Below are 16,534 nucleotides of genomic sequence, written 5' to 3'. Positions count from 1 at the left end.
TTTCCTTTTACTATTGTAAATTTGTTTTACAAGAGATTTACAATATTGTAAACCTCTTTTGGTTTTATTACCCGTTTGTTCGTTTTACGCTGTAAACATCAGGAATCATTTTAATCTTGTCAGCTATAACTGTCAATTCTGCTAGATTTTTAATACCAACAGCAATGTGAATATTAGCATATTTTCTATCTTTAGTTGGTTGAGCATTAATTGAAATTAGGTTTTTTGTCAGATTGGAAAGAATTTGCATAACATCATTAAGTATACCTGGGCGATTGAAGCCATATACATCAATGTTTGCTACGTAATCTTTTTTATTGATTTCTTCATTATCCCATTCAACTAAGATTTGCCGTTTCTCAAAGTCTTCCATAGCTTGGACATTTTTACAGTCAGTTCTGTGTACAGACACACCACGACCCTTAGTTATATAACCAAGAATTTCATCCCCAGGTACTGGGTTACAGCACTTTGCAATACGAATCATCATGGTGCTTACACCACCTGCTGTAACACCCCCATCTGAACGAACCTTTAAGACTTCACTTGCTTTGGCTTCACGTTTGACTTCACCGTTTTGTAAAGCTTGAGCTTCTTTTTCCCGTTTTTCGCGTTCTTGCTCACGTCGCTCTTTTTCAGTTAACTTATTAAAGACTGACAATACATTGATGTCACCAAAACCAATGCTGGCATAAAGTGTTTCAGCATCCTTGTGATTCATATCCCGTGCTGTTTTGTCCATGCTTGACTTATCAAGAAACTTGTTTGCCACAAAACCTTGTTCTTGTAATGCTGTCTGCAAAAGTTCTCGTCCTTTATTTATTGAGAACTCACGATCTTGATTCTTGAAAAATTGTTTAATCTTTGAACGTGCTTTACTCGTCTTGACGATATTAATCCAGTCTCGACTCGGCCCAAACGAAGATTTTGATATAATAATTTCTACTCTATCTCCTGTTTTCAAAGTATAAGTCAAGGGTTGCATTCGGTCATTGACCTTTGCACCTACAGCATGATCTCCTACTTCTGAATGAATTGCATATGCAAAATCAATTGGACCTGATCCTTCTGGCAATTCTTGTACAGCACCTTGGGGTGTAAATACATAAATCTTTTTCCCCAAGATATCATGTTGAACTGCCTCAACAAATTCTTGAGCAGAATTTCCTGAAATTTCCTGAAGCTCAACTAATTCATGGACCCAATTTAAGGTCTGTGAAACTTCATTCACATTAATAGCCGTGGTTTTACCTTGCTTGTAAGCCCAATGTGCGGCAACACCATATTCTGCAACCTCATGCATTTCTCGAGTACGAATTTGGAACTCTATCGGACCTTTTGGGCCATTGACTGTAGTGTGTACAGATTGGTAGCCATTCGCCTTTGGATTTGCAATATAGTCTTTGAAACGACCAGGCATGGGGCGCCACAATTCATGAATGTAACCAAGAGTTGTATAAACGTCACTTGTTGTCTCAGTCAAGCACCGAATGGCAATCAAGTCGTATATTTCATCAAAACGCTTTTTCTTATCAACCATTTTACGGTAGATGCTATAAATATGCTTCGGACGACCAGAAATTTTGGCATTAACACCCGCCTTTTCAACAGAATTCTTAAGCTTTTCAATGACATCAGCTACTAAGGCCACTCGATCTGCGCGCTTTTCATTCATCAAGCCACGGATACGATAAAATTCAACTTCATTCAAGTAACGAAAACTCAGATCTTCCAATTCCCATTTGATGCTGGCAATACCGAGACGATCAGCTAAAGGAGCATATATATCCATAGTCTCTTCAGAAATACGCTTTTGTTTATCTGGACGTAAGTGCTTCAAAGTCCTCATATTGTGAAGACGATCGGCTAATTTCACTAAGATAACACGCATATCCTCTGACATGGCCATGAGCATCTTTTGGTGATTTTCAGCTAATTGCTCAGCATGCGATTTATAGGTTACCTTGCCAAGCTTTGTTACGCCGTCTACAATTTTAGAAACGTCAGGTCCAAAAAGTTCACGCAAATCTTCAGAGATTGCCCCAGTGTCCTCAACAACATCATGTAATAGCCCTGAAATAATGGTTGTTGCATCAAGCTGTAAGTCTGCTAAAATACCTGCAACTTGGATTGGATGGATGACATAAGGTTCACCAGATGCTCGAACCTGGGAAGAATGAGCAGAAATTGCACATTTCAAACCAAAAGCGACGCGATTGGCGTCTTCTTCCGTCATATATGCCCTCACTTTTTTGAGGAGCTCTTCACCTGTAATATTTTTATAATCGGCCATACTATTACACTACCTTCTCTATCAACATCAAAAAGCGCAAGGCCCTTCAGTCTTTGCACTATTATAGCAAAAATCCGCTTGAAGCGGATTTCAATGGGTTATGAGGACATTTCAAAAAAACAAAGCGATATCGTTAAAAATTATTAAAATCTATTTATTGAGTTCAAGCAATGCACTAATTGCTGACAAAGCATACAAAGGTGCTGTCTCTGCACGAAGTATTCTTGAACCCAAACCTACTAATTCAGCTCCGTTATCTTTAAAACTATTAACTTCTTGAGGTGAAATGCCACCTTCAGGACCAAAAATGACTATTATTTTGGTAGGTCTTTGATCAACCACTTGAACAAACTTACTTAATTCGCCTAGTTTTGCAGATTCCTCATAGGCCACTATTACTTTATCGAAGTCATGCAATTTTTCGAAAAATTCTGTAAATTTTTCAAAGAGTTTGATTTCAGGAATCAGATTTCGCTTAGACTGTTCTGCGGCTCCTTGAGCAATTTTCGCGAGCTTCTGCTCCCGTTTAAGTAACTTCTCTTGATTCCACTTCACTACTGACCATTCAAAGGGAGCCCCCCATATTGCTGAAGCTCCTAACTCTGTTGCCTTCTCAGTTATAAAGTCAAGCTTATCACCTTTCGGAAAGCCAACTGCAATTGTAACTTCGATTGGAAGTTCATTGTTTCTATTTATTTCCTTTATAACCTTGAATTCAGCTTTTTCAGCATTGACCACCTCAGCTAAGGCAATTTTTCCATCTGAGAAAACTAACTCTAATCTTTCACCATTTCTAGCTCTCATCACATTGAAAATATGATGTTTTTCTGGATTTTCAATAAAAAAATTAAACGTGGTGTAAACTTGCTTTACAAAGTATTGATTTGCCATTAGCCGAAAAATAACTCCGTTTCAGTTTTTTTGAGAATGAGGCAGTTCCATTGTCCCTGTAACATCGAAGCTTCAAGTTGGAAACCTGTGTTTAAAGCCTTTTCAAGGACTAAGTTTCTTTTATTATCAATAATACCACTCAAAATTAAAGTCCCCTCGGGGTTTAATAATTTATAAGCGTCGTCAATCATTAGTAATAAAATTTCGGCTAAGATGTTTGCCACTATGACATCTGCTGTTTGAGTCACTCCTTGTAGGAGGTTACCAGCACCTACATGAATTTTATTTTTTGTTTCAGGATTAAGTTCGATATTCTCTTGAGCAACTCGCACTGCAACATCATCTAAGTCGTAAGCATAAATATCTTCAGCACCTAAGTGGGCAGCAACAATTGATAAAACACCAGAACCTGTTCCTACATCAAATAAAATTTCCCCGCCTCGTAACACTTCTTCCAATGCCCAGAGCGACAAACGCGTTGTAGGATGAGTGCCTGTACCAAAAGCCATGCCTGGATCTAGATTTATGAGCTTTTCATCTCTGCCAGAAGCCACATAATCAGTCCAACTTGGAACAATTGTTAGGTATCTACTGATGCGAGTAGGTACAAAGTATTTTTTCCAGGCATTCGCCCACTCTTCCTCAGCTAAAGAGTCAGTTTTTAGTTCAAAACGTCCGAACTCAGATATTTTATCACGGAGACCTGAAATGAAATCTTGAGTGACTATCTCTTCTGGAAAATAAGCTGCTACTTCAATAGTATCTAATTGCTCAACTTCTGGAAAATTTTCACCATGATTCACTTCAAGATCCAAATAATCTAAACTATCCGAAATTTCTACCCCACCTGAACCTGCAGTTACCAAAATAGCAGTAATAATTTCTTCAGTTTCACGTGAAACATTAATGGTAATTTTTATCCAATTATTCATATACTTCTCCGAATTGTTTTAAAAAATATTTTGTTATCACATAAAATGAAATGTTTTTACTCTGTTTTGGTAAAAATCTGGATTTTACTAGGTCAGAGTGGTAAATTTCACTTAGACCTACTTTTATGAATAGTCTTATTTTCAATTTTTTAATAATAACCTTTTACCAATTTAACCAATGATGATTAACAACTTTGATCTCTAAAAAGTGCCTTTACGAAAACTTCGTGTAGCTGTCTGAAATTATATCTAGATAGAATCTAAATTTTCAAACTTATGCTTAATTATTTTCATCTCGCTTACCTAAACGTATTATCCTTTCAATAATCTTACTATAAACAATCTTCATTTCAGGTTCAGTCGACTTCTCTACAAAATCATTAATTGGAATCCAGCCTATTCCATCAGTTTCTACTTCATTCAAAATTAATTCTTCTGAACCACTCACCTCGAATAGAAAAGTGACATTTAAATGTAAATGCCCTGAAACATAACCATACTTTCGGTGAAAGTGCCCAGTTACTGTCAAATTTTCAATAGAAATTGGTTCATCTAACAAAAGTTTCAAACTTGTTAACCCAGACTCCTCCTCAACTTCACGTCTCGCAACAGAAAGTAGATTAGTTTCCCCATCAGCATGTCCGCCCAGCCACCCCCAACTTTGATAGATTTTGTGGAAAATTCCGAGAATTTTATCACGATTTTCATTAACCACAAAGGCTGATGCTGTGAAATGGGCTAAACTTGCACGTGTATAATTTTTCGGATCTTTAGCCAATTCTTTGAAAATGAGCAAATCTGAAACTTCCTGTTCTCCCTCTGGTTGAAAGTTTTCTAGCAATACCTCCAGTTCATTCATTTTTGTTGCCTGTATTTCTTTTATTATCATCGTCTTTTTTATGTTTAGAATACATACGCCCGACAAAGATTGCCAGTAAAAGCGCAAAAATTCCTGAAATAATGTAACTAATCAGATTTCCAATATCTGTTGGCATGGTTTTTCCCCCTTTAGCGACGAGAATAATTTTCATCCCATTCGTCAATCTCTATATAAATATAACATTTTTTACCAGTCAAACCCCGACGAATCTGGCTTTCAATTTTATTGACGATATCAAAATCATGAGCTTCTTCACTATTTTTAATATCAATTTTTGCGGCAACTAAGATTTCATCCGCAGATAAGTGTGTCGTCCTTATATTGATAATATGCTCAACTTCACCTCGCTCAAAGGCAGCTTTAATTACTGCCAAATCTTCATTGCTTACGCGTTCTCCAACAAGCAGTGAGTAAAATTCTCTGATCAAAAGGATTGAAACACTCATCAATAATAAACCTATCAAAAGACCAGAGAAAGCATCATAGAATCCATTACCAGTAATGAATGTCAAAGCAGTTCCAAACACTGCCAAAAGTAGACCAATTATTGCAGATGTATCTTCTGCAAAAATAACTAATATCTCGCTGTGCTTAGTATTTCTTAAAAATTGGAAAAGTGGAAGATTCTGTTTGTTAAGTTCATGAATTTCCCTAAAAGCAACTCTCAACGAAGAAGATTCAATGATGATACCAAACGTTAAAATAACAAAGATGAGAATTGGGTTTTCTATGCTATGTCCTTGATGAGTCAATTTGTCCCATGCTTCTATAACACCAATTACACCACCACCAAAAAATAATAAAGTGGCAACGATCATAGAATAGAAATATTTGGCCCTTCCTTCGCCAAACTGATGTATGTCTGACTGACCACGCTTCGCTCTTTTATTACCGAGAAGTAACAGAGCTTCATTAGCTGTGTCAACCAAACTGTGAATTGCTTCATTCATCATAGCAGCAGAACCTGATAGGAGAAAACCTATAAATTTACTTACTGCAACAAGTAAATTGGCAAACAAAGCAGCAAATACCGCAGCCATTCCATGATTTTTTATTTTATTTTCCATTATTTTTCTCAATCTTGTAAAGCTTGTAAACCTGATATCAACTTTTGTAACCTTGAAGGTTTTGTGAAAATTATTTTGTGGTAAATAATCAATCTAAAAAGTTATAAAAGAGCTTAAAGAATAGTCTATTTCTAATTCTCAAAAAACTCATTCCTAACCTCATATTTCCTTATTTATTGTAAAACAAGTGGAAATTTCTAAGTCATTAAATTTAAAAACAACAGCAGAGATTGATATATTTAAATAAATAAAAAGAACACATATTCTATTAACATTTAAGAAATCGGTTTTTTAACAAATAATAGTGTTTCTGAAACTTTAAAGAAAAATAAATTCCTGTGTATCGAGTTTATATTTATTTATTTGTCCTTAGGATTTCGTTTTTCTTTTCAAGTTTATTAAGTTCTTTTGTCAACTTAGTTGACAATTTTTTAAAACCTAACTTATCAATGTAACTCGCATCTTTCTCAATATCGTCAATTATCTTTACAAGTTTTGCATCAAAATTACTAACTCCAAAATCTTTAAAACGATTCAACATAATTCGAAAAATTTTAGCAAATTGTAAGGCACGATAACGTTGTTCAAAACGACGCGGAGCGAGTTCAATTTAATAACTTTGATCTGGGTTTTCCATGGATTTTTTTGATTTGTTAGAAGGTTTCATTTGACATTTCTCCTTGATATTAGATTAGTAAGGCTATTATAACAAAACTCAGGAAGGCCTGAGTTTTGTTAGTTTATAATACTTTATTTTGTATTTTGTATGAGTCTTTTTGTAATCTTTTAAAATATTTAAACTTCAAAAAATTAGATAACTTTGGTAGTCCATTCCTCACAGTTTATTACTAAATCAGTGCAGTCTTCATAGAATTCTGGTTCGTGGGAAATCATCAAAACCGTCCCAGCATATTCCTTTATCGCACGTTGCAATTCATATTTAGCATCTACATCCAAGTGGTTGGTTGGCTCATCTAAAATCAGAATATTTGATTCGGTGTTCATGAGTTTCGCAAAACGAAGTTTTGATTGTTCACCTCCAGAGAGAACGTGTACCCGACTTTCTATTTGCTTAGATGTCAACCCTACACGTGCCAGAGCGCCACGTAGTTCCGCCTGATTCCAGCTTGGATACTCATCCCAAAGATCATCTAAAACATTCTTCGTACTAGGTTCCTTGACCTCTTGCTCAAAGTAAGCAATATGTTGAAATTCACCTTTTTTCACTTCTCCATTGAGTGATGGTATTAATCCCATCAAACTCTTCAAAAGTGTTGATTTACCAATACCATTTGAACCTACGAAGGCAATTTTATCACCAGACTCAACCTTCAAATTGATAACTGATGAAAGGGGACCGGTTGCTGGATAACCAATTATTAATTCCTTTGCTTCAAATACTAAGCGACTTGATTTACGACTTGATTTGAATTCAAAGTGTGGTTTTGGCTTTTCAGAAATTGTATCGACAATTTCCATCTTTGCTAGTTTCTTCTCACGCGCTTTCGCTTGACCACTTGTTGCCAAGTTAGCTTTTTTTCGAGCAATGAAATCTTTTAGCTTTTCTGCTTCTGCTACTTGTGCATTATGAAGAGCTTCAAGTTGAACCTTTTTCTCTTCAAACACACGTTCAAATTCAGCATAACCCATACTATAACGAGTGAGTCCCAAACCATGTACGTGATAAATCACAGTAACAACCGAATCCATAAATGGTACATCATGAGAAATCAGGATAAAAGCATTTTTATAGTTTTGTAGATAATTCTTCAACCAAAAAATATGCTCTTCGTCAAGATAGTTTGTTGGCTCATCCAGTAGGAGTATATCTGGTTTTTCAAGAAGCAATTTTCCAAGTAAAATTTTAGTGCGTTGACCTCCTGACAACTCTGATACATCTTTATCAAGTAAATCAGTCAAACCAAGACCGCGAGCAGCTTCTTCTACCTTAGAATCAATCAGATAGAAGTCACTAGTGTCAAGTTCTTCTTGAAGTTCACCAACTTCTTCCAAAGCTGCATTCATGGTGTCTGGATCCATGTCACCCATTTTCAAATAGAGATCACTTATCTGAGCTTCCACATCAAAAAGATACTTAAAGGCATCGGATAAAGCTTCGCGTGTTGTTTTACCTTGTCCCAATACTGCATGCTGATCCATATAACCTACACGATGTTGCTTTGACCAAATAACCTTTCCTTCATCAGGTGTTAATGTACCAGTGATTATTGACATAAATGTCGATTTTCCTTCCCCATTGGCACCTACAAAACCAATATGCTCGCCTTTAAGTAGTCGGAAATTCACATCTTCAAAAATTGTGCGATCACCAAAGCCATGGGAAAGATTTTTTACTTCTAAGATACTCATATTTTTAATTTATAACTTTCAATATTTTTTTACTTTATGATAATGAATTTTTTACATTAGGTAAGTAATGGACTGTTTTCAAGGAGTTCAAAAAAGCCAAACTTCTTCCGGGTGTTTCTTTTCAAGAATTCTATAAAGTATTTTTCCTCGGGGATGAGACCCTCGTCTTATTAAAATCTCATCAAAATCATTATAGTTTAATAACAATTAATATCTTGGATACTTAAAAAATTCAGTATCTTCCAAAGTATCATCTCCAGCATTAAACTTATCCCAGTCCCAAGAAATTGAAAATTCTTTTTCTTCAGACTCTAAGAAATCCATCAAATCAGATAATCCATCATCTACAGTGTCTTGTAGAAAAAGACTGAAGAATTCAAGAAACTCACGCGATAAACCTTGCTCATCATAAGGAATCGTTGCAAGATAGTCTTTATCATTAAATTGAGTTTTTGAAGGATTATAAAAGAGGACAGCATCTTCATAGAGAAGATCTTCCGTTGATGAAACGCCATCAGTATCTTCAACCTCTATGTTATCCAGATTTTCAACTTCGAGGACAAATGAAACAATGATACCGTGATTCTTTTTGTCCCAGTTAATTTCGTAATCGTAGTTAAAATTCTTCGAAAGTTCCTCATCAAGAATATCTAAAAATCCATTTTTCTTATTCATAGCGCCTATTTTAGCATATTTTATACCCAGATTTTAAAGTTTTAATTTACTATTACCTTTATTCCTTTATTTCCTTTATCTTTATATAGTATAATGTCAGTAATGAAAGAAGCACAAGAAATCATCATTCGACAAATGGAACCAAGAGACTTTGTTGAAGTCGCCAAGATTGAAAATATTGGCTGGACTTCTATTTCTACACCTGTAAATATTCAGAGTTCACCAGAACGTTATATTGAGAATCTTCAAGCCGGTGTCCGTTATCTTTTAGCGGTAGAAGAAAAGAGCGACGAAATCTTTGGCGTGCTCGTTTTACACGATCGACACAAGATTGAAGCAGGGAAGCATGTATTAACATTTTCTCCACTCGTGATAGAGTCAGCTCGAGGTCAAGGTCTTGGAACATATTTAGTTGAATTCGTTAAAAACTATGCTGCTAGCGAAGGTTACTCAAAAATTACCATTGAGGTTTTATCAACTGACATTCCAGCTATCCACCTTTATGAAAAGTGTGGTTTTGTTAAAGAAGGTAAACAGAAGAATGAATTTTTCATCGATGGAAAATGGGTGGATAATCTCTGGTATGCTTATTTTGTTGAAAATAATTAAGTATTAATTATAGATGGAGAGGTAAAAATATGGCAACAGAAAATTTAGCCAGACGCATGCGACCTCGATCTATCGACGAAGTTATTGGACAGCAACATCTCGTCGGCCCAGGAAAAATAATTCGACGTATGGTTGAGACCAAACTTTTATCAAGTATGATTCTTTATGGTCCACCTGGTACAGGAAAGACTTCCATTGCATCTGCCATTGCTGGAACTATGGGACTAACTTTTCGTAACTTTAATGCAACTAGTGACGCAAAGAAAAAACTACAAGAAATCGCTGAAGAAGCAAAGGTGTTTGGAACGCTCATCTTACTATTAGACGAGATACATAGGTTGACAAAGCCTTTACAAGACTTTTTACTACCTTTACTAGAAAATGGCGAAATTATCCTAATCGGTGCAACCACAGAAAATCCATATTTCAGTGTAGTTCCTGCTATTCGTAGTCGTGTTCAGATATTCGAAGTTAAAAGTTTAACAGTTGAAGATTTAACTGAGGCTATAAAATTAGCTTTATCTGATCATGAACGGGGTTTTAACTTTGAAGTCGAACTGGATGATGAGGCTTTTACTTTTTTAGTACACTCTACAAATGGCGACCTAAGATCAGTATTTAATTCGCTTGAATTAGCCATTCTTTCTAGCTCTGATCATCATGTAACATTGGATGATATGGAAAATTCTTTACAGAAAAAAGCAGCCACTTTTGACAAAGATGGTGATGCTCACTATGATCTATTATCTGCACTTCAAAAATCAATTCGTGGCTCTGATGTCAATGCTGCTTTACACTACGCTGCTCGCTTGATTGAAGGGGGAGACTTGATGTCACTGGCGCGTCGACTTATAGTAATTGCTTATGAAGATATCGGATTAGCAAATCCTGAGTCACAGATCCATGCCGTAATAGCATTAGAAGCTGCTGAAAGAGTTGGTTTTCCTGAGGCTAGAATTCTTGTTTCAAATGTCATTATTGACTTAGCACTTTCACCCAAATCAAATGCTGCATATGCTGCCATGGAAAGTGCTATAGAAGACTTACATAAGCATGGTGACTTAGCCATACCCCCTCATTTGCAAGATGGACACTATTCAGGTGCTAAAAAACTTGGTCGTAGCATTGGTTACAAGTATCCACATTCTTTCCCAGAACATTGGATAAACCAACAATATTTACCTGACAAAATCAAGTCAGCTGAATATTTTACTCCAGATGGAATGGGAAAGTATGAGCGTGCTTTAATGGAACGGAAACGTTGGATTGAAAACAATAAAAAAAAGTCTAATTAACTTATAAAAATTAACAAAAGTCCTTGAAAATTTCAAAGACTTTTTTCAGAACTTGTAAACTATCCGTAAACTTTATTTACTTTGCAATTTTAGCAAAATATTCTAATGTACGAATTAATTGTGCTGTAAAGCTCATCTCATTATCATACCAGGCCACTGTCTTAACGAGCTGTAAACCATCAGCAATGTTTGTCACTTCCGTTTGTGTAGCATCAAAGAGAGAACCATAGGCCATGCCTATAATATCGCTTGATACTATTTCATCCGTGTTGTAACCAAAACTCTCGGTCTGAGCTGCTTTCATTGCAGCATTAATCTCATCGACAGTGACCCTTTTATCCAAAACTGTCACAAGTTCTGTAACAGAGCCTGCTGGTGTAGCAACACGTTGGGCGTGTCCTTTCATCCGTCCTTCAAGCTCTGGTAATACAAGACCAATAGCTTTTGCAGCACCAGAAGATGCAGGAACGATGTTTATCGCCGCTGCACGAGCACGACGGAAATCACCACCGCGATGTGGACCATCCAATAGCATTTGATCACCTGTATAAGAGTGAATCGTGGTCATCGTTCCACCTTTGACTCCGAAAGTTTTATTCAAAACATCGGCCATTGGGGCAAGGGAATTGGTTGTACATGAACCAGCTGAAATAACTGTTTCAGTGCCATTTAAAACGTCATGGTTTGTATTAAAAACGACTGTTTTTACATCATTTCCACCTGGCGCTGTAATTAATACCCTTTTTGCACCACCACTTGCGTGTAAATGCTTTTCGGCTTTTTCTTTTGTGGTAAAGAAACCTGTTGCTTCAAGAACGATCTCAACACCATTTTCAGACCAATTAATTTTTCCTGGATCACGTTCTTGAGTTACTTTTATAAATTTGCCATTCACATTAAATCCATCTTCTGTAAGCTCAATATCCCCCTTAAACCGCCCTTGTGTTGAATCATATTTGAGTAAATGTGCAAGCATTGCTGGATCTGTCAAATCATTTATTTGAGAAACTTCTACTCCATCAACGCCCTCAATACGACGTAAAGCTAAGCGGCCAATGCGGCCAAAGCCATTAATTCCTATTTTTACGGTCATTTTAATCCCTTCGATGTGCTATAATATTATTATAAATGTTTATATTAGAGATATTTTTTGTCTCTAATATAGTTATATCCTTTTTGGGAAAGGTTGTCAAGCTATGAAGTTATCACTTGGTTGGGAGCAATCTGTTTATACCTTACTGATTCTTGCGAATTTACCTGCGGGCTCTTCTATGAGTTCAATGGCTATTGCTGAGCGCTTAAAAGTTTCTCCTTCTTATTTAAAAAAAATTATAAAATCTCTCGTTGATGAAGGATTACTAAAATCCACCCCAGGAAAAAATGGTGGATTTTCTTTGACTAAAAAAATAGAAGATATCACTTTTTATGATGTTTTTACAGCTGTGGAAGGGCGTGGAAGAATTTTTAACAGTCAACGCTTAATTATTAATTTTCTTGGCCTAGATTCAGACAAGGGACAAAAATGTTCAATTTCAGATGCCATGAACACTATCGAAAATAATTTGTTTTCTACTCTATCAAAGGTTACATTAGCACGAGTGAAAGAGGAGACAGAAAGTAACTATGATCTTAGTAATTTGAAAAAATGGATTAACGAAAATGACTGAAGAAATTTTAAACTTAAAACTCAGCGAAATCGTACGAAATCCTTATCAACCAAGGATGCATTTTGATGAAGAAAAACTCAAAGAACTTGCAAAATCTATAACAATAAATGGGGTTTTACAGCCAGTTATTGTTCGTAAATCAAAAGTTTTTGGTTATGAATTATTAGCTGGTGAGCGTCGTTTTCTTGCGTCAGGTATTGCAAATTTGAATGAAATTCCTGCGATTGTAAGAAACTACAATGATCAACAGATGCAAATCTTGGCTCTTCTAGAAAACTTACAAAGAGAGAATCTAAATCCAATAGAAGAAGCAAAATCTCTTTTCAATCTCACTGAAAAATCCGGTTTAAAACATGAAGAAATTGCTCAAATTATTGGGAAATCACGGACTTTTGTCTCAAATACGATTCGATTGCTCCAGCTTCCAAATGAATTGACTTTTCTTGTAGAATCTGGTGAACTCTCAGCTGGTCATGCTAGAGCTCTATTAGCTGAATCAGATCCTATACAACAAATTGAACTAGCACGTCTTGTTAGAAAAAAACATTTATCTGTTCGTGAAATAGAACAATTAATCTATCATAAAGATAAAAATTCTAGAACAAAGGCAAAAAATATTTTTATTGAAGAAATTGAAGAAAAATTAAAAAAAGAAATTGGAAACACAGTTAAAATCACTGAAAATAAACACCATCAAGGAAATTTGAGTATAAAATTCAATAGCATTGATGAGTTGGAAAATCTAATAAATAAACTTTCATCATCAAATTTTTAACATCAAATTTTTGATTTATAAATCTTTTACACATAAATTTTACACAATTATGTTAACTTAAACAGAAATGTGCATAACCTTTGGACCCAATACAATTGCAATTTTCAACTAAAAGTTTCTGTTAGTAATTCAAATTTTTCCACTTTTTCCACAGAAATTTTCCACCTGTTAATTATGCTGTTCATTTTTAAAAATTTTTTTTATTATTTTGTTGAAAGTCATTCTTAAAAGTGTTATTCTATATGGAAGTTAACAATTCAGGATATGTGTAATTTTGGAGATTAACAATTTGGAATGAAAAGTTTATGAAATATTTTATTTAAGAAGGAAAGAGATGCCATTAAAAGAATCGGATAAACGCTTTTGGAATCGTGTCAATGAATTGGCGAGGCAAAACCTACCTAAAGCAACTTATGATTACTTTATTGCTCCCGCAAAACTTATTTCAGTAAGCGGCAATAAAGCTAAAATCTTAATTAATTCTGACATGCACAAAGACTTTTTAAAGAGGCAAACAGATCTTTTTAACACTGCTAGCCTTGAAGTCTACGGAGATGTTTTAACAATCAAAATTCTTTCAGATGCTGATATGTCAGATGCAGACCGAAAAGAGATGAATAGATCAATTGAAACAAGAACAGAAACTCCAGATAATTTTAGTGAAACTATCCTTGAGCCAGTTAGAACAAATTTACAAAAAAAATATAGCTTTGACAATTTTGTAGCAGGTGATCAAAATCGTATGACTTTGGCGGCTGCGCTAACTATTACAGATTCACCAGGAGATCTTTACAATCCACTTTTTATCTTTGGAAATTCAGGTCTGGGAAAAACTCACTTGCTTCATGCGATAGGAAATGAATTTCTTAAAAAGCATCCTCGTTCTCGCTTAATCTATGTGAGTTCTGAAGCATTTGTCACTGATTATGTCAATGCAAGTCGAAAAAAACAAATGGACAGCTTCGTGGAAAAGTATCGTAATCTTGATTTACTTCTTTTAGATGACGTACAATTTTTCTCTGATAAGGAAGGAACAAAAAATGAGTTTTTCCAAACTTTTAATGCGTTACATGAAAAAGGAGCTCAAATTGTTTTAACCTCTGACCGTCCACCTTCAGAGTTGAATAACTTGGAGGAGCGCTTAGTCAGTCGTTTTTCATGGGGATTAACTACAAATATCACAATTCCTGACTTTGAAACTCGTATGGCAATTCTTATGAATAAAGCCGAGAAAACTGGTTTGAATTTCCCTGATGAGACAATTTCTTATATTGCAAGTCAAATTAATTCCAATGTTCGTGAACTTGAAGGTGCCTTGAATCAAGTCGAATTCCTTGCGAAAATGGAAAAAAATTCAACGGTTGAAATTTCAACAGCTGAAAAAGCCATTGAAAATCTTCGTTCTTCTAATTCACATAGTCGAAAAAACAATCTCAATATAACAAAAATAAAAGATGAAGTTTCTAAATACTTTCATCTTCCTGTGGCTGATTTATCTGGTCCAAAAAGAATCAAAGAAATTGCCTATGCTCGTCAAGTGGCAATGTTCCTTATACGTGATTTACTAGCTACATCTCTTCCAGCAATTGGGCAAGAGTTTGGTAAACGTGATCATACGACCGTCATGTATGCAGTGCGTGTCATTACAGATAAGTTGAAGAATGATAACGAGACTCAAAGAGATGTCGATAATCTAAAAAGAAAACTCGAAGGTTAATCTGAAAAAATTTTTTCTTTTCTTTTCTTTTTAACAACTTATTCAATTTAATTTAGGACTTTTCCACATGTTTTTAATTCTCAAAAGACTATTTAAATCTATCTCAAAGTCTATTTTCAACTTTTTCACAAGACTTATTACTACTGTTACTATTTATTATTATATTTAATATATAATAATGATGGCGTAGCCAGTTTCATAATGAAAGGTCATAAAATAATGATTCAATTTACGATTAATAAAAATGCTTTTCTTTCAGCCATGAGAATCGCTAAACAAGCTATAGGTTCAAAGATTGCCATCCCTGTTTTGTCTAAGCTTAAGATTCAAGTTACCTCGGAAGGAATTCACTTCACGGCTTCCAATGGACAAATTTCTATTGAGAAACTACTTCCAGCTAATGATAAAGATGCAGGTATGTTGATTGACTCTGAAGGTGCTATTCTGTTGGAAGCTAACTTCTTTGACTCAATTGTCGCCCAACTTCCAGATATTACATTTACATTCGAAGAAATTGAAAATTATCAAGTTAAATTGAGTTCAGGAAAATCAGAAATTACTCTTAAAGGTCAGCAGCCTGAACTTTATCCTATGATTCAACAAATTACTGCCAAACCTTCAACAAAAATTGCGGTCGGTGAATTGAAAGAACTTTTTAATGAAACTGCCTTTGCGGTTTCGACTCAAGAATCTCGGCCAATATTGACAGGAGTCAATATTCAACTCATTGATCACCAGAACCTTCAAGCAGTAGCTACAGATTCACATCGTTTAAGTCAACGTCGTATTAAACTTGAATCATTTGGCGAAGATTTCCAAGTGGTTGTGCCAAATCGTGCAATTAATAGTTTCCGTTCTGTATTCTCAAATGATGAAGATACAATTTCTGTGTTTTTGAATGCTACTCAAATTTTATTCAAGAATTCAACAATCAATTTTTATTCACGATTGGTCGAAGGAAATTACCCAGATACAGACCGTTTAATTCCAGATCCAAGTCTTTATAGCTTAAACTTAATTTTGGATGTTGCTGATTTTCTTCATGCTATGAATCGTGCTAAACTCTTGACTGCGGGACTTCAAGGAGGAACTGTTAAATTGTCTGTTCATGATGATAAGTTAATGTTGACAGTTAACACGCCTGAAGTTGGTAGTTCATTCGAAGAATTAACTATGCTTGAAAAAAGTGGGCAAGATATAGAAATTAGTTTCAACCCACAATTTCTAATTGATGCACTTCGTGTTTTGAAAGAACCAAAAGTTAAAATTTCATTCATTTCAAATGTTCGTCCATTTACACTTGTGCCAAAAGATGATAGTGAAAACTTCATTCAATTGATTACACCTGTTCGTACGAACTAAC

Annotated in this window: 16 protein-coding genes; 6 read left to right on the top strand and 10 right to left on the bottom strand. The window is 35.1% G+C overall.

The window, feature by feature from the left end:
- Positions 1 to 67: 67 nt before the first annotated feature.
- The 9 genes from HNQ37_RS01095 to HNQ37_RS01055 all read right to left on the bottom strand — a co-directional run bounded on the left by HNQ37_RS01095 (position 68) and on the right by HNQ37_RS01055 (position 9,108).
- Complete coding sequence (locus HNQ37_RS01095; RefSeq protein WP_183538463.1) at positions 68 to 2,293, bottom strand: RelA/SpoT family protein; 2,226 nt, start codon at positions 2,291 to 2,293, stop codon at positions 68 to 70.
- 150 nt (positions 2,294 to 2,443) lie between these two features.
- Positions 2,444 to 3,184 (bottom strand): 16S rRNA (uracil(1498)-N(3))-methyltransferase, encoded by a 741-nt coding sequence (locus HNQ37_RS01090; RefSeq protein ID WP_183538460.1) that lies wholly within the window; start codon positions 3,182 to 3,184, stop codon positions 2,444 to 2,446.
- A complete protein-coding gene (gene prmA / locus HNQ37_RS01085) occupies positions 3,184 to 4,116 on the bottom strand; it encodes a 50S ribosomal protein L11 methyltransferase (RefSeq protein WP_183538458.1) in 933 nt (310 codons plus the stop codon). Before prmA ends, HNQ37_RS01090 begins: the two co-directional genes overlap by 1 nt.
- A gap of 280 nt (positions 4,117 to 4,396) precedes the next feature.
- Positions 4,397 to 4,975: an NUDIX hydrolase gene (locus HNQ37_RS01080; protein WP_183538456.1), complete on the bottom strand. Its 579-nt coding sequence runs from the start codon at positions 4,973 to 4,975 to the stop codon at positions 4,397 to 4,399.
- On the bottom strand, positions 4,968 to 5,111 hold the full coding sequence (locus HNQ37_RS01075) for a hypothetical protein (protein WP_183538454.1): 144 nt from the start codon (positions 5,109 to 5,111) through the stop codon (positions 4,968 to 4,970). The genes HNQ37_RS01080 and HNQ37_RS01075 overlap by 8 nt, the downstream gene beginning before the upstream one ends.
- 13 nt (positions 5,112 to 5,124) lie before the next feature.
- Complete coding sequence (locus HNQ37_RS01070; protein WP_183538452.1) at positions 5,125 to 6,063, bottom strand: cation diffusion facilitator family transporter; 939 nt, start codon at positions 6,061 to 6,063, stop codon at positions 5,125 to 5,127.
- Between the two features lie 355 nt (positions 6,064 to 6,418).
- The gene (locus tag HNQ37_RS01065) at positions 6,419 to 6,604 is read right to left on the bottom strand and encodes a hypothetical protein (RefSeq protein WP_183538450.1); all 186 of its coding nucleotides are present in this window, start codon (positions 6,602 to 6,604) and stop codon (positions 6,419 to 6,421) included.
- A gap of 269 nt (positions 6,605 to 6,873) precedes the next feature.
- A complete protein-coding gene (locus tag HNQ37_RS01060; RefSeq protein WP_183538448.1) occupies positions 6,874 to 8,433 on the bottom strand; it encodes an ABC-F family ATP-binding cassette domain-containing protein in 1,560 nt (519 codons plus the stop codon).
- A 207-nt stretch (positions 8,434 to 8,640) separates the two neighbouring features.
- Complete coding sequence (locus HNQ37_RS01055) at positions 8,641 to 9,108, bottom strand: DUF3013 family protein (RefSeq protein ID WP_183538446.1); 468 nt, start codon at positions 9,106 to 9,108, stop codon at positions 8,641 to 8,643.
- Positions 9,109 to 9,210: 102 nt separating this feature from the next.
- On the opposite strand from HNQ37_RS01055, the gene HNQ37_RS01050 reads away from it, so the two are divergent.
- Positions 9,211 to 9,717: a GNAT family N-acetyltransferase gene (locus tag HNQ37_RS01050; RefSeq protein ID WP_183538444.1), complete on the top strand. Its 507-nt coding sequence runs from the start codon at positions 9,211 to 9,213 to the stop codon at positions 9,715 to 9,717.
- Positions 9,718 to 9,746: 29 nt separating this feature from the next.
- On the top strand, positions 9,747 to 11,012 hold the full coding sequence (locus tag HNQ37_RS01045) for a replication-associated recombination protein A (RefSeq protein WP_183538442.1): 1,266 nt from the start codon (positions 9,747 to 9,749) through the stop codon (positions 11,010 to 11,012).
- A 76-nt stretch (positions 11,013 to 11,088) separates the two neighbouring features.
- On the opposite strand, the gene gap is transcribed toward HNQ37_RS01045, so the two are convergent.
- Entirely contained in the window at positions 11,089 to 12,105 is a 1,017-nt protein-coding gene (gene gap, locus HNQ37_RS01040; protein ID WP_183538439.1) for a type I glyceraldehyde-3-phosphate dehydrogenase, read from the bottom strand.
- Between the two features lie 103 nt (positions 12,106 to 12,208).
- On the opposite strand from gap, the gene HNQ37_RS01035 reads away from it, so the two are divergent.
- The 4 genes from HNQ37_RS01035 (at position 12,209) to dnaN (ending at position 16,533) form a co-directional block, all read left to right on the top strand.
- Positions 12,209 to 12,679, top strand: a complete 471-nt coding sequence (locus tag HNQ37_RS01035; protein ID WP_183538437.1) for an Rrf2 family transcriptional regulator — start codon at positions 12,209 to 12,211, stop codon at positions 12,677 to 12,679.
- Positions 12,672 to 13,454 carry a ParB/RepB/Spo0J family partition protein gene (locus HNQ37_RS01030; RefSeq protein ID WP_183538436.1) on the top strand — a complete coding sequence of 261 codons (783 nt, stop codon included), beginning with the start codon at positions 12,672 to 12,674 and terminating at the stop codon, positions 13,452 to 13,454. The genes HNQ37_RS01035 and HNQ37_RS01030 overlap by 8 nt, the downstream gene beginning before the upstream one ends.
- A gap of 334 nt (positions 13,455 to 13,788) precedes the next feature.
- Positions 13,789 to 15,171 (top strand): chromosomal replication initiator protein DnaA, encoded by a 1,383-nt coding sequence (dnaA, locus tag HNQ37_RS01025; RefSeq protein ID WP_183538434.1) that lies wholly within the window; start codon positions 13,789 to 13,791, stop codon positions 15,169 to 15,171.
- Between the two features lie 219 nt (positions 15,172 to 15,390).
- Complete coding sequence (gene dnaN / locus HNQ37_RS01020; RefSeq protein ID WP_183538521.1) at positions 15,391 to 16,533, top strand: DNA polymerase III subunit beta; 1,143 nt, start codon at positions 15,391 to 15,393, stop codon at positions 16,531 to 16,533.
- Position 16,534: the final 1 nt, after the last annotated feature.

Origin of the sequence: Lactovum miscens (assembly GCF_014202895.1) — a bacterium.
GTDB lineage: Bacteria > Bacillota > Bacilli > Lactobacillales > Streptococcaceae > Lactovum > Lactovum miscens.
This window is presented reverse-complemented; position numbering and strand designations above follow the sequence as displayed.